Here is a 20,770-nt window from a genome sequence, read left to right as displayed (position 1 = left end):
GTCAGACACCGGCGGCCACGGGTATCGGCCACCGGCGCGCATACAATGCGGCTTTCCTCAATTGGATCGCGCCATGGCCATGCTCTGGGTCAAGACCTTTCACATCGTCTTCATCGCCTCCTGGTTTGCCGGCCTGTTCTATCTGCCGCGCATCTTTGTGAACCTGGCGCAGCAGTCGGATCCCGCCGTGCAGACGACGCTGCTCGGCATGGCGCGCCGGCTGTACCGCTTCACCACCATTCTGGCGGTCGTGGCCATCATTTTCGGGATGTGGCTTTACGTGGGTTACCGTATCGGCGTGGGCCCCGGCAATGGCTGGATGCACGCCAAGCTCTTTTTCGTGCTGCTCGTCATCGGCTACCATCACGCCTGTGGCCTCATGCTGCGCAAATTCGAACAGGGCAAGAACACCCGTTCGCACAAGTTCTATCGCTGGTTCAACGAAGTTCCCGTCTTGCTGCTCTTGGTGGTGGTGGCGCTGGTCGTCGTCAAACCCTTCTGATACCCCTACCTTTGCACATTCGCCAGGATCCGTATGTCCTCTGATGAACAGGACCGCCCGCGCAAGACGCTGACGATCAAGAAAACGGCCCGCGACGCCCAAGCCGAAGGCGCGGGCAAGCGCACCCGCACGGGCGCCCGCGCGCGCCTGGTGGCGCAGATCGAGCGCACCCGCGAAAACACCGAACGCCAGAAGGACCCCGCCGGCTACCAGCGGCGTCAGGAAGAAGAGGCGCGCGGCGCCCGCAAGCCCGCCCGCGGCACGTCCTCGCGCCCCGGCCAGTCTGAACGCGGCCAGTACGACCGCGGTCCCGCCAACCGGGGTCCGTCCGACCGTCCCGCGCCGCGCCGTGGCGCTCCCGACCGCGACCGCGCGGGCGACGCCCGCCGCGATGACGCCCCCGGCCCGCGCGCCGGACGCACGCCGCAGCGCGCGCCGCGCCTGGACGACCAGTACATCGCGCCGGCCACGCCTGCCGGCCGCTTCTACGACCCATTCGAAGACGACGGTCCCGCCCCCGAATTCGCGCCCGAACCCGAACACGCGCACGACACCGAGTTTGCGGGCGAGTCCGATTTCGCTCATGAGCCGGATGTACGAAGCGAGCGCGCTGCGCCCCGCGTCGACGTGCGCAGCCGCCGCCCGCGCGAACCGCGCCAGGCGGAAACCTTCACGGTATTCGCGCCCTGCCCGCAAGGCCTGGAAGAAGCGCTGACCGCCGAAATGCAGGCGCTTGGCTACGAAGACGCCAAGGCCGGCCGGGCGGGCTGTTCGTTCACGTCCGACTGGTCGGGCATCCAGCGCGCCAACCTGTATTCGCGGCTGGCAACCCGCATTCTGGTGCAGGTGGCGCATGCCGAGATTTCGCACGAAGACGACATCCTGGATCTGGCCCGCGACACCCCCTGGGAGCGCTGGTTCGGCGCCGAACAGACGCTGCGCGTGGACACGTCGGCCATCAAGAGTCCGGTGCAAAGCCTGCAGTACTGCAATCTGCGCGCCAAGGACGGCATCTGCGACCGCCTTCGCGAGCTCGAAGGCGAGCGCCCCAGCATCGACACGGTGCGCCCGGACGCACGCGTGCACCTCTTTCTGACGGGTCACACGGCGACGCTGTATCTGGACACGTCGGGCGAATCCCTGTTCAAGCGCGGCTGGCGCCTGGACAAGGGTGAGGCCCCGCTGCGCGAAAACCTGGCGGCGGGCATGCTGGCGCTGGCGGGCTGGGATCCGGCCGCGCCGCTGCTGGACCCCTTCTGCGGGTCCGGCACCATCCTGATCGAAGCGGCCTGGATTGCCCTGGGCGTGCCCCCGGGCATTTCCCGCCCGTTCGGATTCGAGCGCCTGCGCGACCACGATGCCTACCGCTGGCGCGACCTGAAGGACGACGCCCGCGCCCGCATCCTGCCCCAGCTCGATGCGCCGCTGGTCGGATACGACCTGAACCCCCTGGCCATCGAATACGCCCGCAACAACGCCGAGCGCGCCTGGCTGACGGCCGATTCGATCCGCTTTGAAGTGGGTGATGCGCGCGAGGTGACGGCGCCCGCCGACCACGGCTGGATCGTCACCAACCCGCCCTACGGCGAGCGCATGGGCGCGGAGCAGGACGCGGACCTGTGGCGCGACTGGGCCAGTTGCCTGAAGCGTAATTTCGCGGGCTGGCAGCTGCACGTCATCACCAGCGACCTGACGCTGCCCAATCAGATGCGCCTGAAGCCCAAGCGGCGCATCCCGCTGCACAACGGGGCGCTCGACTGCCGCCTGTTCGGCTTTGAACTGGTTGCCGCCGGCTACCGCGACGCCTGAGCACGTTGTAAAAGCGCCGCAACATGGCGCGCCTATCTTTGCTTATGGTGCCCCGCCGCGCGGTTTTGGGGCATCATCAGCACCAAGGTGTTGCCAAGTTGCACCAGCCTGCATCGGCCACTTGCATAGTTTCAGGGTAAACCCCTATAATCCGGGTTATCCCTAGTAGCAAACAACTGTGCAAGCCCGTGGAGGCTATAGTGATCAACCCGAACAACACCATTCGCCTGACCGACGAACTCGAGCGTCAACTGATGCTCCAGGCTATCGAAGAACAATTCCGCCCGCATCCGATGCGGGCGTTGGCTGCAGGCCTGCGCAAGCTGGCCCACGGCATCAAGGCCCTGGCTGGCAAGACGAGCGCCAAGAACGCGCATTCCGCTGCCTAAGCAAGGCCTGGGCCGCTGGCCCAACGATTTTCCCCTTGGGGGCTGCATAGCCCCTTTTATAGACCCGCCCTCAACGGCGGGTTTTTTTTCGCGCGCACACCGAAGGTCAGCGGCGGCGCCCCGCCGCCCGGCCGCCCGAAGGCGGGGCAGCAACATTTTATGGATAATACCGGTCCATGAATGACGCCACCCTCGACCAGACTCCGAACCGGCTGCGCCGGTTTGCCTGCATGATGTACGAAGCCGTGCTGCTGTTCGGCGTCGTGTTTCTGGCGGGCTACCTGCTGGACACGCTTACCCAGAGCCGCAACGCGCTGGAATTGCGGGCCGCCCGCCAGGCGTGGCTGTTCGTGGCGATCGGTGCCTATTTCGTGTTGTGCTGGCGGCGCCGGGGCCAGACGCTGCCCATGAAGACGTGGAACATCCGGCTGGTGGATCGCCACGGCAACACTCCGTCGACCGGCCTGCTGATCCTGCGCTACATCCTTGCCTGGCCGCTGGTGCTGGCGGGCGCCGCGCTGGTCTGGGCGGCGGCGCTGGCCACGGGATGGCCATCGGTGGACATGTTCATCGTCGCCGCCCCCTTTGCCATCTTCATCTGGTCCTGGCTGGATCCCGACGGCCAGTTCCTGCACGACCGGATCCTGGGCACGCGCCTGCGCAATGCGCCGCAGGCCAAGGGCAAAAAGACCCGCTGAACCGCGCCGCCGCTGCACCGGCATGCTGGACCCGGTTTGATGGGGGCCAAGGCGCAGACCATCTAGCGCCCCCCTGTTCAGAAAGATGACAGCCGCACGCCGGGACAATGAGGCCCCAATTAATTTACGGCTTCATCATCACCATGCGCGCATTCCTTTCCCGCCTGCCGCTGGCCTTCGCCAGCGCGCTGTTGTTCCTGCACGCAGGCGCGTCCGCCCAGAACGCCTCGGCCCAGCAGGAGATCGAAGCGGCGTCCAAAGCCGCCTTTGCCGCGGCCCGGCAAGGTCCTGACGACGTAACGCTTGGCGACCAGGCAACCCTGAAGCTGCCCCACAACATGTTTTTCGTGCCCCGCCCGCAAGCCGAGCGGCTGATGCAGGCCTACGGCAATGGCAAGGATCCCTCGCTGCTGGGCGTCGTGATGCCCAAGAGCGACGATGAGGACTGGGTCGTCACCATCAACTTCGACAAGGCGGGCTATATCAAGGACGACGACGCCCGGAACTGGAACGTCGGCGAGTTGCTGGACAGCCTGCGTGAAGGCACCGAGGCGTCCAACGAGGAACGCAAGAAGCGCGGCTTTCCCGAACTGACGGTGGACGGCTGGGTGGAGACGCCCAAGTACGACAGCAACAACCAGCGCCTGGTCTGGTCGGTGGCTGCCAAGCACAAGGGCGCGGCTGCGGACGAAGACGGCACGGTCAACTACAACACCTATGCGCTGGGCCGCGACGGCTACATCACGCTGGATTTGATCACCGAAAAGAAGAAGGTGCCCACGGACAAGGCCGCGGTGCTGGCCCTGCTGGACAACCTGCATTACGTGCAAGGCAAGCGCTACGCCGATTTCGACGCCTCGAGCGACAAGGTTGCCGAGTACGGTCTGGCGGCCCTCGTGGCGGGCGTGGCCGCCAAGAAGCTCGGGCTGTTCGCGGTGATCGCGGCATTCCTGGCCAAGTTTGCCAAGGTGGGCATCCTGGCCGCGGCCGCGCTGGGCGGCGCGGCCTGGAAGCGTCTGAAGGGCAAGAAGGGCACCGAACAGTCCTGATCCGCGGGACCGGCGCGCGCGGCCCCTGCCCGCGCGCGCCGTCACAACCGTGTCACGGATCCGTCACGCACACGTCATCGCGAGATGGTCTCATGCTCAAGCATGACCACTGCCCACAGGGAAGCGACCGTGAACGAAATCCAACCCGCGCATTGGCGCGCCCTCTGGATTTCCGATATTCACCTGGGCACTGCCGGGTGCAAGGCGGAATTCCTGCTCGATTTCCTGGATCACAACGATTCGGACACCCTCTATCTGGTCGGCGACATCGTCGACGGCTGGCAGCTGCGCAAGCACTGGCATTGGCCCCGCGCGCACAACGACGTGATCCAGCGCATCCTGCGCAAGGCCCGCAACGGCACCCGCGTGGTGTTCATCCCCGGCAACCATGACGAGTTCGCCCGGGAGTTCGCGGGTTTCGCCTTCGGCGACATCGAGGTCCTGGACGAGGACGTGCATGTCACGGCCAAGGGGCTGCGGCTGCTCGTGCTGCACGGGGACCAGTTCGACGGCGTCATCCAGCACAGCCGCTGGCTGGCGCACCTGGGCGACGGGCTCTACCAGCTTGCTCTCTGGATCAACCACCACTTCAACCGCCTGCGCCACCGGCTGGGCCTGCATTACTGGTCGCTGTCCCAGTACCTGAAACACAAGGTCAAGAACGCGGTGTCGTTCATCACCGACTTCGAGGAGGCTTTGGCCGGCGAGGCGCGGCGCCGCGGCCTGGACGGCGTCGTCTGCGGCCATATCCACAAGGCCGAACTGCGCGACGTCGGCGGCATCCTGTATTGCAATGACGGCGACTGGGTGGAAAGCCTTACGGCGCTGGCCGAAACGCACGACGGGCAGCTCCAGCTCCTGGACTGGGCCGTATTGCAAGCCGAACGCCAGCGCGACCCGGCCAACCGCCCGCCCCGGTCGCTGACCTTGCCGGCCCTGCCGTCCGCCCTGCGCCGCCAAGGCAAATACCCGTGATAACCCTTATGCGTCCCCGTTACGCAACGCGGATATTGCAGTTCAAGCCCCTCTAGGTCATGCTTGCAACTGGTTAGCGGGCGTCATGGCCCGTTCACGCTGCAACATGCTCACAACATAGGGCCATGAACGACCAATATCAGGCGCTCTACCAATCATTCCGCTGGCTGGTGCCCACCCAGTTCAACATCGCGGAAGCGTGCTGCCACCGCTGGGCATCCAGTAGTCCGGATGCGCGGCGCATTGCCATCTACTACGAAGATGAGTCCGGCAACCGCGAGGTCTGGACCTTCGCCCGACTGGCGGAAGCCGCCAATCAGCTGGCCAACGGCCTGGTGAAAATGGGCGTCGGCCGGGGCGACAGGGTCGGTGTGGTATTGGGACAACGCCCTGAGACCGTAGTCGCCCACATGGCCATCTACAGCGTGGGCGCGGTGGTCCTGCCCCTGTCCGCGCTCTTCGGTCCCGAGGCGCTGCAAAGCCGCCTGTGCGATGCCGAAGCGCGCGTTGCCATCGTCGACCACGCCTCCAGCGCCAATCTGCTTGCCGTCACTGAAAACTGCCCCGCCCTGCAACAGGTCATCGGCATCGGTTTCGCCGACGAACGCGTGCTGCCGTGGCGCAGCCTGCTGGCCCGCCAGCCAAACGAATTCAAGGCCGTCCAGACCCGCTCGTCGGATCCGGCCATCCTGCTCTATACCTCCGGCACCACCGGCGCGCCCAAGGGCGCCCTGCTGCCCCACAGCGTGCTGATCGGCAACCTGCCGGGCTTCGTCGCCTCGCAGGACTGGTTCCCCAAACCCGCGGATGTGTTCTGGTCGCCCGCGGACTGGGCCTGGACCGGCGGCATGATGGACGCGCTGCTGCCCACCCTGTATTTCGGCCATCCCATCGTCGGCACGCGCGGGCGTTTCTCGGTCGAGCGTGCCTTCGAGCTCCTGGAACGCTATCAGGTCACCAACACGTTCCTGTTCCCCACCGCCCTGAAGATGATGATGAAGGCGGTGCCCGAGCCCCGCCAACGCTACCAGCTGGCCCTGCGTTCCATCATGAGCGCCGGGGAAAGCGTGGGCGATACGGTCTTCGAATGGTGCCGCACGGCCCTGGGCGTCACGCCAAACGAGATGTTCGGCCAGACCGAGATGAACTACGTGGTGGGCAACAGCAACAAGCGCTGGCCCGCCAAACCCGGTTCCATGGGCCGCCCGTATCCGGGCCACAACGTGGCGGTGCTGGACAGCGACGGTGTGCCGGTTCCCCCGGGCGGAACCGGCGAAATCGCCGTGAACCGGCTCGACATCCACGGCTTTCCCGACCCGGTGATGTTCCTTGGGTACTGGCGCAACGAAGCGGCCACGCAGGCCAAGTTCAAGGGCGACTGGTGCCTGACGGGCGACCTCGCCACCATCGACGAGGACGGCTACCTCTGGTACGCCGGCCGCGCCGATGACGTGTTCAAGTCGGCCGGATACCGGATCGGTCCGGGCGAGATCGAAAGCTGCCTGGTCGGCCATCCGGCCGTGGCCAACGCGGCGGTCGTGCCCAAGCCGGATGCCGAGCGCGGCGCGCTGGTCAAGGCCTACGTGGTGCTGACGCCGGAATTTGCCCAGCGGGACCACGGCGAAATCACCGAGAACCTGCAGGAGCACGTGCGCGAGCGCCTGGCGCCGTACGAGTACCCCAAGGAAATCGAATACGTGGACGAACTGCCCATGACCACCACGGGCAAGATTCAGCGGCGCATCCTGCGGCAGCGCGAAGAAGAACGCGCGCTGGCACACGCGCCCCAAACCGACGCTGGCGTGCCCGTTGCCGCCCCCGCGCGACAAACGGAGACATAGCATGGCCATTTACCAACTGGGCGACCTGATTCCCCGCATCGACCCGCAAGCCTACGTGGCCGACAGCGCGGATCTCATCGGCAACGTCACGCTGGAAGCCGGCGTCAGCATCTGGTCGCATGTCTCCATCCGCGCCGACAACGACGCCATCCTGATCCGCGAAGGCACCAACATTCAGGAATCCAGCGTCCTGCACGTCGACGAGGGCTGTCCCATGACCATCGGCCCGAACGTCACGGTCGGTCACCAGGCCATGCTGCACGGCTGCACCATCCATGAAGGCGCGCTGGTCGGCATGCAGGCCATCGTGCTGAACAATGCCGTCATCGGCCGCAACTGCCTGATCGGCGCCGGCGCGATCATCCCCGAAGACCGCGTCATCCCGGACAATTCGCTGGTCATCGGCATCGGCAAGATCGTGCGGGAGCTTTCCGCCGACGAAATTGCCAACATGCACAAGAACACTGCCCATTACGTGGCGCGCGGCCAACAGTACAAGACCGCCCTGAAACGGATCGGCTGACGGCTCCCCCGAGGGCCCCCTCACCGCCTTCGCAACCGTCCCAACCCCTGCTGCCAGCAGGGGGAATACCCCACCGCGATCGGCTAACATTCCGCTATGACCGATCAGCTCAAGAAATACCTCACCGAAGACCGCAGCGTCCGCGTCCAAGCGGTGCGCCTGTCTGACACGTGGAAGGCCGTCCAGGCCAACCACGACTACCCGCCCGCCATCACCGACCTGTTGGGTGAACTGGTGGCGGCATCCACCCTGCTCGCCGCCAACATCAAGTTCGATGGCTCGCTGGTGCTCCAGATCCAGGGCGATGGCCCCATCGCCCTGCTCGTGGTGGAATGCCGCTCGGACCTCAGCCTGCGCGCCACCGTCAAGATGCGCGAAGGCCACGAGGTGCCCAGCGCCGGCGACATGCAAAGTCTGTTGAACCCCGGCGGCAACGGGCGCTTCATCGTGGTGCTGGACCCGCAGCGCAAGCTGCCCGGCCAGCAGGCCTACCAGGGCATCGTGCCGCTCGAAGGCGACACGGTCGCCGAGGCGCTGCAACACTACATGAAGGCCTCCGAACAGCTCGACACGCGTCTGTGGCTGTCGGCCGATGCCGATCACGCCGCCGGCATGCTGCTGCAACGCCTGCCGCATCACGGCGGCGGAGAAACCGACCGCGCCCTGACCGAACAGGTGGCTGCCGAAACCTGGGAGCGCATCAATGCCCTGGCCGGCACGCTCAAGCGCGACGAAATCCTGGCCACGGACATCGACACGCTGATCCACCGCCTGTTCTGGGAAGAAACGCTCATCGCCTTCGACCCGCAGCCCGTCAGCTGGCACTGTCCGTGCACGCGCGAGCGCGTGGCCAACATGCTGCGTTCGCTGGGCGAAGCCGAGGTCAACAGCATCCTCGAAGAACGTGGACAGGTCGACGTGGCCTGCGACTTCTGCGGCAAGCCCTACAAGTTCGACACCGTCGACTGCGCGGCGCTTTTCTCGGCAAACCAGCCGGCAGCCGGAGACGAACCTCCCACCGTGCATTGATGCCCCCCGGCGGCAAGCCCGCCGGGACGGTTTCGTCACACCGGATTGTCCTCATCGACGGGCGGTCATGGGCGCGCCACACTGCGCAGCCATGACCGCCTTTATTTTTCCTGCCGTGTTTCGCGCCGTCCGCCGACAGCATGGCGCGTCCGCCCTTGAATTTGCCGTGGCGGGCGCCGCGGTGCTGCTGCTGGGTCTGCTGTGCATCGAAGCCGTCCAGTGGCACGGCGCGCGCCAGATGGCCCATCTGGCGCTGACAGAAGCAGCGCGCGCCGGCGCCACGGGCCACGGCGACCCGGCCCGCATGCAAGCCGCCTTTCTGCGGGCGTTGCTGCCGTTGCACGCCCACGCCGAGGGCCCGTCGGGCGCGCGGCGGCGCCTGGACACCGCGATGGCCAATCTGAAGGCGTTGACGGGCGTTGCGCCCTGGCGCATCGAAGTGCTGATGCCGGACGACCAGTCGTTCCGCGAGCACGGGCACGCGGGCTTGCAGGTGGCCGCCGCGCCCGGCTTGCGCGCCATCAACAACGGCTACCAGGACCTGCAACACGCCCGCCGCCCGCCACGCCCTGGCGGCCAGGACATCTTCCTGGCCAACACGCTCAGGCTGCGTCTGACGTATCTGCACAAACCGCTGCTGCCGCCGTTGCGGGCGCTGCTGGCGGGGCTGGGCCGGCAGGACGGCAGCTACGCCGGGCACGCGCTGGCCAAGGGCGTGTTGCCGATCGTGGTGGAGCTGGATCAGGAAATGCACACGCATCCGGTGGACTGGGCGCGCAGGCGCCCCCATCCCGAAGGCGTGGTGTATGGACCGTGCCGCCAGATGCGTTGCGGCCCGGGATAAGCCGGGCCGCCGCTGGCAAGGCTAAAAAAAACCGCCGGGCATCACTGCCGGGCGGTGGAATTGGAATGGTTGGCGCCGGTGGCGGCGGGCCTGGCTGGCGTTGCCGCCGCGGGCCGGGATGGGGTTGCTGCAGAGGCCGGCCGGGTGGCGGGGGCGTTGGCGCGTGCGGGCGTGCCGGTGGCGGCAGGCTTGGGCGGCGCCTCGGCGGAGAGCGAGGCGCCCGCGGGAGGCTGGGTGTTCTGGGGCAGGATGTGCACGAACACTTCGCCGTCGCGCATCATGCCCAGTTCACCGCGCGCCCGTTCCTCGATGGCCCCCGATCCGCCTTCCAGATCGCGCACTTCCGCCTCAAGGGCGGCATTGCGCGCGCGCAGGCCTTCGTTGGTCTCGCGCTGCTCGGCCACCTGGCGTTGCAGATCCCAGACCTTGAACCAGCCGCCCTTACCCAGCCACAGCGGGTATTGGATCAGGCCTAGCAGCACGAACAGCACCAGGAACAACAGGCGCATACGCGGGAACCTCAACTGTCGTGGCGTGGATGCGGCCCAGGCAACACGCCAGGGCCGCGCTTTTTATCAACGCAGGTTGTAGAAAGCTTCCAGGCCGGGATACGACGCGACTTCAGCCAGCTCTTCTTCGATGCGCAGCAGCTGGTTGTACTTGGCCATGCGATCCGAGCGCGACAGCGAGCCGGTCTTGATCTGCATGGCGTTGGTCGCCACGGCGATGTCGGCAATGGTCGAGTCTTCGGTTTCGCCCGAGCGGTGCGAGACGACGGCGGTGTAGCCGGCGCGCTTGGCCATTTCGATGGCGGCAAACGTTTCCGTCAGCGTGCCGATCTGGTTGATCTTGATGAGGATCGAGTTGGCCACGCCCTTCTGGATGCCTTCACGCAGGATCTTGGTGTTGGTGACGAACAGGTCGTCGCCCACCAGCTGGACCTTCTTGCCGAGCTGGTCGGTCAGGAGCTTCCAGCCTTCCCAGTCGTTTTCGGCCATGCCGTCTTCGATCGAGATGATCGGGTACTTGTCGCACCACGTGGCCAGGAGGTTCGTGAATTCTTGCGAGGACAGCGAGATGCCGCCTTCGCCGGCCAGCGTGTACTTGCCGTCGCGGTAGAACTCGGAGCTGGCGCAGTCCAGGCCCAGGGCGATCTGCGTGCCCGGCTCGTAGCCGGCTTCGGTGATGGCCTTCAGGATGAGCTGAATGGCGGCTTCATGGCTGGGCACGTTGGGCGCGAAACCGCCCTCGTCGCCCACGGCGGTCGACATGCCCTGGCTGTGGATCAGCTTCTTGAGCATGTGAAAGACTTCGGCGCCCCAACGCAGGGCTTCGCGGAAGCTGCCCGCGCCCACCGGCAGAATCATCAGTTCCTGCAGGTCCAGCGTGTTGTTGGCGTGCGCGCCGCCGTTGATGACGTTCATCATCGGGACGGGCATGCTCATGGGGCCGCTGCCGCCGAAATAGCGGTACAGGGACAGGCCAGACTCGTCGGCGGCGGCGCGGGCCACGGCCATGCTGGCGGCCAGGATGGCGTTGGCGCCCAGGCGCTCCTTGGACTCGGTGCCGTCCAGTTCGATCAGCGTGCGATCGACGAACGTCTGTTCCTGAGCATCCAGGCCCATCAGGGCTTCGGAGATTTCGGTGTTGAGGTTTTCCACGGCGCGCAGCACGCCCTTGCCCAGATAACGGCCCTTGTCGCCGTCGCGCAGCTCGATGGCTTCGCGGGCGCCGGTGGATGCGCCCGACGGCACGGCCGCACGGCCCATGGCGCCGGATTCCAGCAGCACATCGCATTCCACGGTGGGGTTGCCGCGCGAATCCAGAATCTCGCGGCCGATGATGTCGACGATTGCACTCATGACTTTACATTCCCTGAACGATAAACATATTCATGACGGCCGCGCCTTCGCGGGCATTGCGGGCACGGCGGTACTGCCAGGAATCGTAGAACGCCTGCGCCGCGGCCATGGACGGAAATTCCATGACGACGGTGCGGCCGGGTTCACGCCCCTCGAGGTGCTTCGATTCGCCGCCGCGCACCAGGATCTTGGCATCGTACGCGCGCATGGCGAGCGTGGACAGACGCTTGTAGTCCTCGTACTGCGCGGGCTTGGTCACTTTGACGTCGGCGATCAGATAGGCACTCATGGGGTTCCTTCAGAGCAGTTGCGTTGGTTTCGGTCTGACGCCGGATACGGCGCCGCCGCCAGTGTCGCGCAAGGCGCACGGGCGACGCATATCCGATGCTAATCGGTTGTATCCGAAAGAAGCGCCGCCGTATAGGGCGGCGCTGGGGAATCGGCCCGCGGCCCCGAGGATCCGCTTACGGAACTCAGGACCGCGGACACGCATCAGGCCTCCTGGCCGCGGCGAGCCTTCTGCTCGATGGCGGCGCGGATGTAGCTGGAGAACAGCGGGTGGCCGTCGCGCGGGGTGGACGTGAACTCCGGGTGGAACTGGACGCCGACGAACCACGGGTGGTTGGGCAGTTCCATCATTTCGGGCAGGTTCTCGGTCGGCGTGCGGGCGCTGATCACCATGCCGGCTTCTTCGAGGCGCGGCACGTAGACGTTGTTGACCTCGTAGCGATGGCGGTGACGTTCGTTCACCTCGTCGCCATAGATGGCCTGCGCGCGGGTGCCGGGCTTGATCGGCACGCGTTGCGCGCCCTTGCGCATGGTGCCGCCCATGTCGGACGACGTGTCGCGCTTCTCGACCTTGCCTTCGCGGTCCATCCACTCGGTGATGAGTGCGACCACCGGGTGCGGCGCGGAGGGATCGAATTCCGTGCTGTTGGCGCCGCCCAGACCCGCGACGTGACGCGCGAATTCGATGACCGCCAGCTGCATGCCCAGGCAGATGCCCAGGTACGGCACGCCGTTTTCGCGGGCGTAGCGGATCGCGGCGATCTTGCCTTCGGTGCCGCGCTTGCCGAAGCCGCCCGGAACCAGAATGGCGTCCAGGTGCTTCAACTGATCGGTGCCGCGGGTTTCGATGTCTTCCGAGTCGATGTACTCGATGTTGATCTTCGAGCGCGTGTGGATGCCGGCGTGAACCAGGGCTTCGGTCAGCGACTTGTACGACTCGGTCAGGTCGACGTACTTGCCGACCATGCCGATGGTGAGCTGGTGCTCGGGGTGTTCCAGCGCCTCGACCAGGTTGTCCCACATGGACAGATCGGCCGGCGGCGGGGTCAGGCCCAGGGCCTCGCAGACGATGTTGTCCACGCCCTGCTTGTGCAGCATGGCCGGGATCTTGTAGATGGAGTCGGCGTCCCAGACGGAAATGACCGCGTCCAGGGGCACGTTGGAGAACAACGAGATCTTGGCGCGCTCGTCGTCCGGAATGCGGCGGTCGGCGCGGCACAGCAGCGCGTTCGGGTAGATGCCGATTTCGCGCAGCTTCTGCACCGAGTGTTGCGTGGGCTTGGTCTTCAGTTCGCCGGCGGAGGCGATGAAGGGCACGAGCGTCAGATGGACGAAGGCCGCGTTGTTGCGGCCCATGCGCAGGCTCATCTGGCGGGCGGCTTCGAGGAACGGCAGCGATTCGATGTCGCCCACCGTGCCGCCGATTTCCACGATGGCGACGTCGGTGTTGCCATTCCAGCCGGCTTCGGCGCCACGGGCGATGAAGTCCTGGATTTCGTTCGTGATGTGCGGAATCACCTGGACGGTCTTGCCCAGGTAGTCGCCACGCCGTTCCTTGCGCAGCACGGATTCGTAGATCTGGCCGGTGGTGAAGTTGTTCACCTTGTGCATGCGAGCGGAAATGAAACGCTCGTAGTGGCCCAGGTCCAGGTCGGTCTCGGCGCCGTCTTCCGTGACGAACACCTCACCATGCTGGAAGGGGCTCATTGTGCCCGGATCGACGTTGATGTAGGGGTCGAGCTTCAGCATGGTGACTTGCAAACCACGCGACTCAAGGATGGCGGCAAGCGACGCGGCGGCGATGCCCTTGCCCAGGGAAGACACCACACCGCCGGTGACAAATACGTATTTGGTCATCGTAATGAGCACCCGGGACGAGCGGGCGCGTGCGGGAAATTTGGATTATAGCCGGGCGACGCGACTTGTTTGGGTTTTCCCCTAGCTCTGTGCGGGTAACAATTGGCTGCACTCGGCAAGCCCATTGCCACAAGCCCCACGGCGCCCGCATGGTATGGTCGCTCCCTAATTTTGAACCGCTGCCCGTGCGGGCGGCGCCCTCCCATCCCCGCCCCCGCGCCGATGACCGCCCTTTCCCGCCCCGTTCCCTCCCTTGCCTGGCGCATCGCCGTCGCCGCCGTCCTGCTGCGGCTGACGTATATCGCGCTGGTGCAGGCCTACACCTTGTTGAGCCCGACGCCCTATGTGGAGCAACTGCGTGAGAGCTACACGCAGCCGCCGGTGCTGGCCCCGCTGCTGGCCAACATCGTCTCGACCCTGCTCATCGTCGGGCTCGCGGCCTGGGGCGCAACGCGCCAGTGGCTTGCGCGCCGCGATGCGGCAACCGTGGACCAGCCGGGCAGGCTGCTGGGCACGTTCCTGGCTTTGCAGGCGCTCTACACGCTGTGCCTGTCCAGCGGCATGGCCTACGCGCAGCACCTGTTGATGAGCGGCCTGATCAAGGAAGGTTCCTGGCTCCAGACGGCCCTCGGCCTGGATGTGGCCGGACGTTTCATCGTCATGAACCTGGGGATCCGCGTCGTCACGGTGGCGCTGGAGATCGCCGGTATCTGCCTGGCGCTGCGCATCGCCGCCTGGACCACCACCCCGGCCGTCCCGGGCGCCGGCTCAGCGCTGACCCGCCGGCATGCGGCATGGATCAGCGGGCTGACCATCCTGATCTGGCAGTCCAGCGTGTCGCTCATGCTGGGCGGCTATCTGCAGATGCAGACGCTGGAAGCGGGCTGGGCCCAGTATGCGCTGGGATATTGGGTGCTGCCCATCGCCCTGCTGGCGCTGACCACGCTCGTTTGCCTGAAAGTGCTGCCGCGCCCGCTGGAACGTTTTGGCATCGGCCGCGCCGTGGCGCTGGGCAGCGTGGCGTTCTGGATCGCCCAGGTGCTGGGCATTGGCCTGGGTATTGCCGTGCTCAAGTCCATGACCTGGGATCAACTGGCCTGGGCCGTCCAATCGCACGCGTCCGCCGCGCTGGCGCTGCTCGCTTACGGCGCGCTGCTGGCGCTGGGTTGCCTGACGGCCACACGCCTGCTTCACCGCAAGCAGGACGCGCCGGCGCGGTAACCGGCGGCGCGCCGCGCCATGAAAAAAGGCCGTGGCGTCATTGCGCCGCGGCCTTTTTTTGCGCCGGCCCTGCCGGCAATACTGTCAGGTCAGATCGCCGCGCAGCGCAGCGTCAGCCACGCCAACGCCTCGCCCTCGACCAGCGGCGACAGGCGCTCGAACACCGTCTTGTGATAGTCGTTCAGCCAGTCGATCTCGTCCTCGCGCATCAGCGAGGGCTCGATGCAGCGCGTGTCGATGGGGCACATTGTCAGCGTCTCGAAGCACAGGAATTCACCCAGCTCCGAGGTCAGCCAGCTGCGGTTGGCGACCAGGTTCTCGATGCGCACGCCCCAGCGTCCCGGGCGGTAGATGCCCGGTTCGTTCGAGGTGATCATGCCCGGCTCCATGGCCGTGTGCGGACCCGGCATTGCGCGGTAGGAAATGACCTGCGGGCCTTCGTGCACGTTCAGGAAATAGCCCACGCCGTGGCCCGTGCCATGGCCGTATTCCGCGCCGCCTTCCCAGATGGGCGCGCGCGCGATGGCATCGAGCATGGGCGAAGGCGTGCCGCGCGGGAACGACGCGCGCGACAGCGCGATCATGCCCTTGAGGACCAGCGTGAAATCGACCTTCTGGTCCGCGCTGGGCGTGCCCACCGCCACCACGCGCGTGATGTCCGTGGTGCCGCCCAGATATTGGCCACCCGAGTCGATGAGCAGCAGGCCATCGCCTTCGATCGTGGCGTGCGATTCCGGGGTGGCGCGGTAATGCGGCATGGCGCCGTTGGCGTTAAAGCCCGCGATGGTGGCAAAGCTGGGGCAGACGTACGCCGGACGGCGCGCGCGGGCGGCCGTGATCTGCTCGTCGATGGTCAGTTCGGTGATGGTTTGCTTGCCCAGTGCGCCTTCGAACCAGGCGAAGAATTCGCACAGCGCGGCGCCGTCCTGCGCCATCGCCTGACGCACGTTCGCCAGTTCGGCGTCGGTCTTGCGCGACTTGAGCAGCGTGGACGGATTGATGGCTTCCACGCGCGGCACGGCCGGATCCATGGCGTGGAACACCCCGCAGGTGACGCGGGCCGGATCGATCAGCAGCTTCTGGTCCACTTCCAAAGAGGCCAGCGCATCCGCGGCCTGGGCGTAGTCCGCGACTTCGACGCCATCGGCGGCCAGGATGGCGCGCAGGCTGTCGTCGATCTTGCTGTCTGCCACAAAGAGCGTGGCGTGGTCCAGGCCGACCAGCGCGTGGCCAACAAAGACCGGGTTGTAGTCCACGTCGGCGCCGCGCAGGTTGAACAGCCAGGCGATGTCGTCAAGCGTGGAAATGAAATGCACGTCGGCGCCATGCTTGCGCATGGCGTCGCGAACCTGAGCCAGCTTGTCGGCGCGGGTCACGCAGGCGTCGGGCGCGACATGTTCGTAGATCTTGGCGTCCGGCAGCCCGGCGCGATCGGCCCAGACCTCGTCCAGCAGGTCTTCGCGGATCTCCAGCATGGCGCCAGAGGCGGCTGCGGCAGCGGACAAGGCGCGGAAAGCGCCCAGGCCCAGCACCTGGCCGTCCACCCCGATGACGTCGCCCGCGCCGGTGTTGGCGGCCAGCCAATCGACATGGCCCGGCGTCGTGGCCAGCGCAATCTTCATCAGTTGCACGCCCGTGCCCGCAAGCTGGGCTTCGGCCTGAACCCAGTAGCGGCTGTCCACCCACAGGCCGGCAAAGCTTGGCGTAACCACCAGCGTGCCCACCGACCCCGTGAAGCCCGACAGCCAGCGCCGCCCCTGCCAGCGGGCCGGCAGGTATTCGGACAGGTGCGGGTCCGAAGAAGGAACAACGTAGGCAGTCAGACCGCGGCGGGTCATGGCCTGCCGCAATTGGGCAATACGGGCGTCGGTGCTAGACATGGAAGATGGGATCCTTAGCGCAACATGAAAGACATGGCGGCCAGGCTGTTCAGCGTGCGGATGGCGGACTGCATGCTATCCGTGGTGAATCGCAAGGTGACGCCGTCCACGCGTTCGAGCGTGGGCCACATGCAGAACAGATCGGCGAGCGCCGAGCTCTGCGTCTGCAACCGGCATTCTATAGGCGCGGGAATGCGGAAAGGAACGGCTTTCTTGTCGCCGCCGCGCTTGAAATTGCGCACCGCGCTTTCGGCGGCCGCGGCAATCGCGCGGCGCGAGGCGGCGGGCGACAACGTGATGCCGCTGCCCTGCCCGTGCGCAACCTTGGTCTGCACCCATTCGGCGCCAGGAAAGGTGTCGCGGGTTTCCTCGATGAACACGTCGTCGCCCGTGCCCAGGATGACGGGCACGCCCAACTCGCCGGCCAGCGCGCCGTACAGGCCCGCTTCGCCCAGCTCCATGCCGTTGATGACAACGCGCGCGAACGCGAAGCTGTTGATGGTGTGGGCCAGGATGCCGCGGCCTTGCGAGCGCGAGTGGTAGCCGATCATGAAGACGGCGTCGCACGCCTCTTCCAGCCCGCCCATCATGCCCAGGTAGCGCGGCTTGCCCAGCACCAGGCGGGCGCGCTCGTCCAGGCCATCGGGCAACAGGTTGCGAAAGCCGCCGTGCGAATCGTTGACCAGGATCTCTTCGGCGCCGCCCGCGATGGCGCCTTGCACGGCCGCGTTGGCCTCGGCGGTCATCCAGGCGCGGGCCCGCTCGTACTCGCCGTTGCCGGCACGGACCTGCTCGGCATGGAAGACGCCGGCGACGCCTTCGATATCGGTGGAAATAAGGATCTTCATGAAAGGGGCCTTGAAAATGTTCAGAGTTCGGTGTCGGACAGCCACTGGCGCCAATCGGGCGCGGCCTGGCGGATGCAATCGCGGTGGTTCCCGTCGCGCCCGGTCACGCTTTCGGCGTGCCACAGCGCGGCAATGATGGCCTGTTCACAGGCTTCGGCGGCGGCTTCGAAAAGCGGATCGATGCGGGCCTCGTGCAACATGGCGATCGCGGGCATGGGCGACTCGGCCAGCTGCGGAATCGTGTATGCCGTCGAAAACGCCAGCGCAATGTCGCCGCTGCCGTGGCCGAACACCGAGCCGGTGCGAGCCAGCCCCGCGCCCGCGCGCAGCGACAGCCGACGCAACTGCCGCGAATCGAGCGGCGCGTCGGTGGCCACCAGCAGGATGATCGATCCCTTCTCGGGCGCGATCACCGCGTTTTCGCCTTGCTGCGCCAGCTTGACGTCAAGCTGGTCCGCCAGCCGGCGGCCGAACGGCCTGCCCGCCACCGTCAGGTTGGGCAACCGGCCGAAGTTGGAAAGCACCAGCGCGCCCACGGTGTACTGCGGTCCGTCCTTGATCCGCGCCACGCGCGAGGCCGAGCCGATGCCGCCCTTGAACGAAAAGCTGGACATGCCCCGGCCGGCGCCAACGGCGCCCTGCGCGAAACGCTTGCCGGCGGCGGTCAGCGCGTCGGCGTAATGCGATTCCTGAACCGCCATCGCCTGGATGTCGTTCAGGAACCCGTCGTTGCACTCGAAGACCAGCGGATTCACGGTCGCCATGCCGCGGCCGATGCCGGGGTTGGCGGCGACCGCGGCGCGGATCTGCGCATTGGCCACCGTGCCCACGCCGAACGTATTGGTCAGCGCGATCGGCGTTTCCAGCACGCCCAGTTCCTGCACCTGAACCAGACCCGTGCTCTTGCCGAAGCCGTTCAGCACGGTGGCCGCGGCCGGCGTCTTGTCCAGGAAGGGATCGCCGCCATGCGGGCGCACGACGGTCACGCCCGTCTGCAGCGGGCCATCGGCCAGCGTGCAATGACCGACGGTGATCTCGCCCACGTCGCAGATCGAGTCCAGCGGGCCCGAGGGCAGTACGCCGATCCGCGGGATGTCCAGCGCTTGTTTGTCCATGTTCGTCTACGTGTCGCCACGCTCCAGAATGCAAAACGCCGCCACCCTGGGTCCGGGACACGCGCGGGACAGCGCGTGGCGGACGGAGGCGGCGGCGGAAGAATCGCCCTCCACGCCGGCCTGGGCAAACAGGCCGGCGGCAGGTTTACTTGCGGTCGATCTTGGGATCGAGCGCGTCGCGCAGGCCGTCGCCCAGCAGGTTGAACGCCAGCACCGTCAGGAAGATGGCAAGCGCCGGGAAGATGGCGACGTGGGGTGCGATGACCATGTCGGCGCGCGCTTCGTTCAGCATCGCGCCCCACTCCGGCGTGGGAGGCGAAGCGCCCATGCCCAGGAACGACAGGCTGGCCGCGGTGATGATCGAGGTGCCGATCCGCATCGTGCCGTACACCACGATCGGCGAGATCGTGCCGGGCAGGATGTGGCGCATGATGATCGTCCAGTCGGACGCGCCCACGCTCTTGACGGCTTCGACGTACGTCATCTGCTTGATCGACAGCGTGTTGCCGCGCACCAGGCGGGCAAACGCGGGCACGCTGAACACGGCCACGGCCACGATCACGTTGACCATGCTGGAGCCCAGGATGGCGACCACGCCGATGGCCAGCAGCATGCCGGGAAATGCCAGCAGCACGTCGGAGATACGCATCGTGATGCGTTCCCACCAGCCTTCGTAGTAGCCGGCCATCAGGCCCATGAACGTGCCGACGATGGCGCCCATGGCGACCGACAGGAAGCCGGCAGCCAGCGAGATGCGCGCGCCCATGATGATGCGGCTGAAGATGTCGCGGCCCAGCGAATCCACCCCCAGCCAGTGAGCGAGGGACGGACCGGCGTTCAGCGCGTCATAGTCGAAGAAGTTCTCCGGGTCGTACGGCACGATCCACGGCGCGAAGACCGCGACGATGACCAGCAGCAGGACGAAGAGGCCCGCGCCGACGGCAAGCTTCTGCTTCTTGAATTTGCGCCAGAACTCGGTGGCGGGCGTGCGCACGTCGTTCTTGGGAACGGCGGCGATGGTTGCGGCGGGTGTCGTATTGCTCATGGCCGCCTCACTTGTAACGGATGCTGGGATTGATGACGCCATACAGCACGTCGACAATCAGGTTGATCAGGATGAATTCCAGCGAGAACAGCAGCACGAGGCCCTGGATCACCGGATAGTCGCGCTGGGTCACGGCGTCCACCAGCAGGCGGCCAAGGCCGGGCCAGTTGAACACGGTCTCGACCACGATCGAGCCGCCCAGGAGGAAGCCGAACTGCAGGCCCATCATGGTCACGACGGGAATCAGCGCGTTGCGCAGCGCATGCTTGATGATGACGCGGCGCTCGGACAGGCCCTTGGCGCGGGCCGTGCGCACGAAGTCTTCCTGCACGACTTCCACGAACGACGCCCGCGTGAAGCGCGCCATCACGGCGGCCACGGCGGCGCCCAGCGTGATGGAAGGAAGAATGTAGTGTTGCCAGGTCGAGGCGCCCACCGTAGGGAGCCAGCCCAGGTTCACCGAGAAGATCTGCATCAGCATCATGCCCAGCGCGAACGCGGGGAACGAGATGCCGGACACCGCCAGCGTCATGCCAAGACGGTCGGGCCAGCGATTGCGCCATACCGCCGACACGATGCCGATGATCATGCCAAAGCCAACGGACCACACCATGCTCGCAAGGGTGAGCCACAAGGTGGGCATGAAACGGTCGGCGATTTCGGTCGAGACGGGGCGCTTGGTGCGCAGCGAGGTCCCGAGGTCGCCCTGCAGCATGTGGCTGAAGTAGCGCACGAACTGCTGCGGCAGGGGCAGATCCAGCCCAAGTTCCTTGCGCACGAGCTCGACGGTTTGCTGGTCGGCTTCGGGCCCGGCGGCCAGTCGCGCCGGGTCGCCCGGAAGCATGTGCACAAACAGGAACACGACCACCGCTACCAGCAGCAGCGTGGGGATCATGCCCAAAAGACGTTTGACGATGTAGGTCAGCATTGAAATTCCTGCAACATCGGCGGGGACACCGCGTCCCCGCCGTATGTGGCCTTACAAGGGCCCGAAG

Annotated in this window: 20 protein-coding genes; 11 read left to right on the top strand and 9 right to left on the bottom strand. The window is 66.3% G+C overall.

From position 1 onward, the window contains the following. The first annotated feature begins 73 nt into the window (after positions 1-73). The 10 genes from QEP15_RS06265 (at position 74) to QEP15_RS06220 (ending at position 9,659) form a co-directional block, all read left to right on the top strand. Positions 74-502, top strand: a complete 429-nt coding sequence (locus QEP15_RS06265; RefSeq protein WP_172802131.1) for a CopD family protein — start codon at positions 74-76, stop codon at positions 500-502. 33 nt (positions 503-535) lie between these two features. Next, complete coding sequence (locus tag QEP15_RS06260; protein WP_175156271.1) at positions 536-2,311, top strand: THUMP domain-containing class I SAM-dependent RNA methyltransferase; 1,776 nt, start codon at positions 536-538, stop codon at positions 2,309-2,311. A 200-nt stretch (positions 2,312-2,511) separates the two neighbouring features. After that, on the top strand, positions 2,512-2,700 hold the full coding sequence (locus tag QEP15_RS06255; RefSeq protein WP_008161862.1) for a hypothetical protein: 189 nt from the start codon (positions 2,512-2,514) through the stop codon (positions 2,698-2,700). A gap of 176 nt (positions 2,701-2,876) precedes the next feature. Continuing rightward, on the top strand, positions 2,877-3,398 hold the full coding sequence (locus QEP15_RS06250; RefSeq protein WP_152383727.1) for an RDD family protein: 522 nt from the start codon (positions 2,877-2,879) through the stop codon (positions 3,396-3,398). A gap of 143 nt (positions 3,399-3,541) precedes the next feature. Then, entirely contained in the window at positions 3,542-4,447 is a 906-nt protein-coding gene (locus tag QEP15_RS06245) for a DUF2167 domain-containing protein (protein WP_175156272.1), read from the top strand. A 102-nt stretch (positions 4,448-4,549) separates the two neighbouring features. After that, positions 4,550-5,422 carry a UDP-2,3-diacylglucosamine diphosphatase gene (locus QEP15_RS06240; protein WP_128827694.1) on the top strand — a complete coding sequence of 291 codons (873 nt, stop codon included), beginning with the start codon at positions 4,550-4,552 and terminating at the stop codon, positions 5,420-5,422. Positions 5,423-5,547: 125 nt separating this feature from the next. Next, positions 5,548-7,263: an acetate--CoA ligase gene (locus tag QEP15_RS06235; RefSeq protein WP_152383725.1), complete on the top strand. Its 1,716-nt coding sequence runs from the start codon at positions 5,548-5,550 to the stop codon at positions 7,261-7,263. Between the two features lies 1 nt (position 7,264). Next, positions 7,265-7,786: a gamma carbonic anhydrase family protein gene (locus tag QEP15_RS06230; RefSeq protein ID WP_063952693.1), complete on the top strand. Its 522-nt coding sequence runs from the start codon at positions 7,265-7,267 to the stop codon at positions 7,784-7,786. A 96-nt stretch (positions 7,787-7,882) separates the two neighbouring features. Continuing rightward, entirely contained in the window at positions 7,883-8,815 is a 933-nt protein-coding gene (gene hslO / locus QEP15_RS06225) for an Hsp33 family molecular chaperone HslO (protein ID WP_056322057.1), read from the top strand. A 91-nt stretch (positions 8,816-8,906) separates the two neighbouring features. Next, the gene (locus tag QEP15_RS06220) at positions 8,907-9,659 is read left to right on the top strand and encodes a pilus assembly protein (RefSeq protein WP_280148567.1); all 753 of its coding nucleotides are present in this window, start codon (positions 8,907-8,909) and stop codon (positions 9,657-9,659) included. A gap of 41 nt (positions 9,660-9,700) precedes the next feature. Here the strand turns inward: QEP15_RS06220 and ftsB are convergent, their stop codons facing one another. From ftsB to QEP15_RS06200, 4 genes are all read right to left on the bottom strand, one after another. Next, a complete protein-coding gene (ftsB, locus tag QEP15_RS06215) occupies positions 9,701-10,168 on the bottom strand; it encodes a cell division protein FtsB (RefSeq protein ID WP_062838542.1) in 468 nt (155 codons plus the stop codon). 66 nt (positions 10,169-10,234) lie between these two features. Next, positions 10,235-11,521, bottom strand: coding sequence for a phosphopyruvate hydratase (eno, locus tag QEP15_RS06210; RefSeq protein ID WP_062838541.1), 1,287 nt, complete (start codon positions 11,519-11,521; stop codon positions 10,235-10,237). Between the two features lie 4 nt (positions 11,522-11,525). Further along, complete coding sequence (locus tag QEP15_RS06205) at positions 11,526-11,810, bottom strand: DUF1330 domain-containing protein (protein WP_056322046.1); 285 nt, start codon at positions 11,808-11,810, stop codon at positions 11,526-11,528. A 203-nt stretch (positions 11,811-12,013) separates the two neighbouring features. After that, on the bottom strand, positions 12,014-13,666 hold the full coding sequence (locus QEP15_RS06200) for a CTP synthase (protein ID WP_056322044.1): 1,653 nt from the start codon (positions 13,664-13,666) through the stop codon (positions 12,014-12,016). Positions 13,667-13,888: 222 nt separating this feature from the next. On the opposite strand from QEP15_RS06200, the gene QEP15_RS06195 reads away from it, so the two are divergent. Continuing rightward, positions 13,889-14,887 (top strand): hypothetical protein, encoded by a 999-nt coding sequence (locus QEP15_RS06195; protein ID WP_175156273.1) that lies wholly within the window; start codon positions 13,889-13,891, stop codon positions 14,885-14,887. 89 nt (positions 14,888-14,976) lie between these two features. On the opposite strand, the gene QEP15_RS06190 is transcribed toward QEP15_RS06195, so the two are convergent. The 5 genes from QEP15_RS06190 to gsiC form a co-directional block, all read right to left on the bottom strand. Further along, positions 14,977-16,767 (bottom strand): aminopeptidase P family protein, encoded by a 1,791-nt coding sequence (locus QEP15_RS06190; RefSeq protein WP_152383721.1) that lies wholly within the window; start codon positions 16,765-16,767, stop codon positions 14,977-14,979. 14 nt (positions 16,768-16,781) lie between these two features. Next, the gene (locus tag QEP15_RS06185) at positions 16,782-17,615 is read right to left on the bottom strand and encodes a M55 family metallopeptidase (RefSeq protein WP_056322036.1); all 834 of its coding nucleotides are present in this window, start codon (positions 17,613-17,615) and stop codon (positions 16,782-16,784) included. A 20-nt stretch (positions 17,616-17,635) separates the two neighbouring features. Further along, a complete protein-coding gene (locus tag QEP15_RS06180; protein ID WP_280148566.1) occupies positions 17,636-18,730 on the bottom strand; it encodes a DmpA family aminopeptidase in 1,095 nt (364 codons plus the stop codon). Positions 18,731-18,875: 145 nt separating this feature from the next. Then, positions 18,876-19,775, bottom strand: coding sequence for a glutathione ABC transporter permease GsiD (gene gsiD / locus QEP15_RS06175; RefSeq protein ID WP_056322031.1), 900 nt, complete (start codon positions 19,773-19,775; stop codon positions 18,876-18,878). A gap of 7 nt (positions 19,776-19,782) precedes the next feature. Beyond that, positions 19,783-20,703, bottom strand: a complete 921-nt coding sequence (gene gsiC / locus QEP15_RS06170) for a glutathione ABC transporter permease GsiC (RefSeq protein WP_056322028.1) — start codon at positions 20,701-20,703, stop codon at positions 19,783-19,785. Positions 20,704-20,770 lie beyond the last annotated feature (67 nt).

The sequence above is a fragment of the Achromobacter mucicolens genome (assembly GCF_029866465.1).
Classification (GTDB): Bacteria; Pseudomonadota; Gammaproteobacteria; order Burkholderiales; family Burkholderiaceae_B; genus Achromobacter; species Achromobacter mucicolens.
The sequence above is the reverse complement of the archived record's forward strand: the minus strand, read 5'-3'. Positions and strand labels throughout refer to the sequence as shown.

What these genes read in the sequence shown, in the direction of transcription:
- QEP15_RS06265 (WP_172802131.1), top strand. Translation starts at nt 74, where the DNA reads ATGGCCATGCTCTGGGTCAAGACCTTTCACATCGTCTTCATCGCCTCC.
- QEP15_RS06260 (WP_175156271.1), top strand. Translation starts at nt 536, where the DNA reads ATGTCCTCTGATGAACAGGACCGCCCGCGCAAGACGCTGACGATCAAG.
- QEP15_RS06250 (WP_152383727.1), top strand. Translation starts at nt 2,877, where the DNA reads ATGAATGACGCCACCCTCGACCAGACTCCGAACCGGCTGCGCCGGTTT.
- QEP15_RS06245 (WP_175156272.1), top strand. Translation starts at nt 3,542, where the DNA reads ATGCGCGCATTCCTTTCCCGCCTGCCGCTGGCCTTCGCCAGCGCGCTG.
- QEP15_RS06240 (WP_128827694.1), top strand. Translation starts at nt 4,550, where the DNA reads ATGACCACTGCCCACAGGGAAGCGACCGTGAACGAAATCCAACCCGCG.
- QEP15_RS06235 (WP_152383725.1), top strand. Translation starts at nt 5,548, where the DNA reads ATGAACGACCAATATCAGGCGCTCTACCAATCATTCCGCTGGCTGGTG.
- QEP15_RS06230 (WP_063952693.1), top strand. Translation starts at nt 7,265, where the DNA reads ATGGCCATTTACCAACTGGGCGACCTGATTCCCCGCATCGACCCGCAA.
- hslO (WP_056322057.1), top strand. Translation starts at nt 7,883, where the DNA reads ATGACCGATCAGCTCAAGAAATACCTCACCGAAGACCGCAGCGTCCGC.
- QEP15_RS06220 (WP_280148567.1), top strand. Translation starts at nt 8,907, where the DNA reads ATGACCGCCTTTATTTTTCCTGCCGTGTTTCGCGCCGTCCGCCGACAG.
- ftsB (WP_062838542.1), bottom strand. Translation starts at nt 10,168, where the DNA reads ATGCGCCTGTTGTTCCTGGTGCTGTTCGTGCTGCTAGGCCTGATCCAA.
- eno (WP_062838541.1), bottom strand. Translation starts at nt 11,521, where the DNA reads ATGAGTGCAATCGTCGACATCATCGGCCGCGAGATTCTGGATTCGCGC.
- QEP15_RS06205 (WP_056322046.1), bottom strand. Translation starts at nt 11,810, where the DNA reads ATGAGTGCCTATCTGATCGCCGACGTCAAAGTGACCAAGCCCGCGCAG.
- QEP15_RS06200 (WP_056322044.1), bottom strand. Translation starts at nt 13,666, where the DNA reads ATGACCAAATACGTATTTGTCACCGGCGGTGTGGTGTCTTCCCTGGGC.
- QEP15_RS06195 (WP_175156273.1), top strand. Translation starts at nt 13,889, where the DNA reads ATGACCGCCCTTTCCCGCCCCGTTCCCTCCCTTGCCTGGCGCATCGCC.
- QEP15_RS06190 (WP_152383721.1), bottom strand. Translation starts at nt 16,767, where the DNA reads ATGTCTAGCACCGACGCCCGTATTGCCCAATTGCGGCAGGCCATGACC.
- QEP15_RS06185 (WP_056322036.1), bottom strand. Translation starts at nt 17,615, where the DNA reads ATGAAGATCCTTATTTCCACCGATATCGAAGGCGTCGCCGGCGTCTTC.
- QEP15_RS06180 (WP_280148566.1), bottom strand. Translation starts at nt 18,730, where the DNA reads ATGGACAAACAAGCGCTGGACATCCCGCGGATCGGCGTACTGCCCTCG.
- gsiD (WP_056322031.1), bottom strand. Translation starts at nt 19,775, where the DNA reads ATGAGCAATACGACACCCGCCGCAACCATCGCCGCCGTTCCCAAGAAC.
- gsiC (WP_056322028.1), bottom strand. Translation starts at nt 20,703, where the DNA reads ATGCTGACCTACATCGTCAAACGTCTTTTGGGCATGATCCCCACGCTG.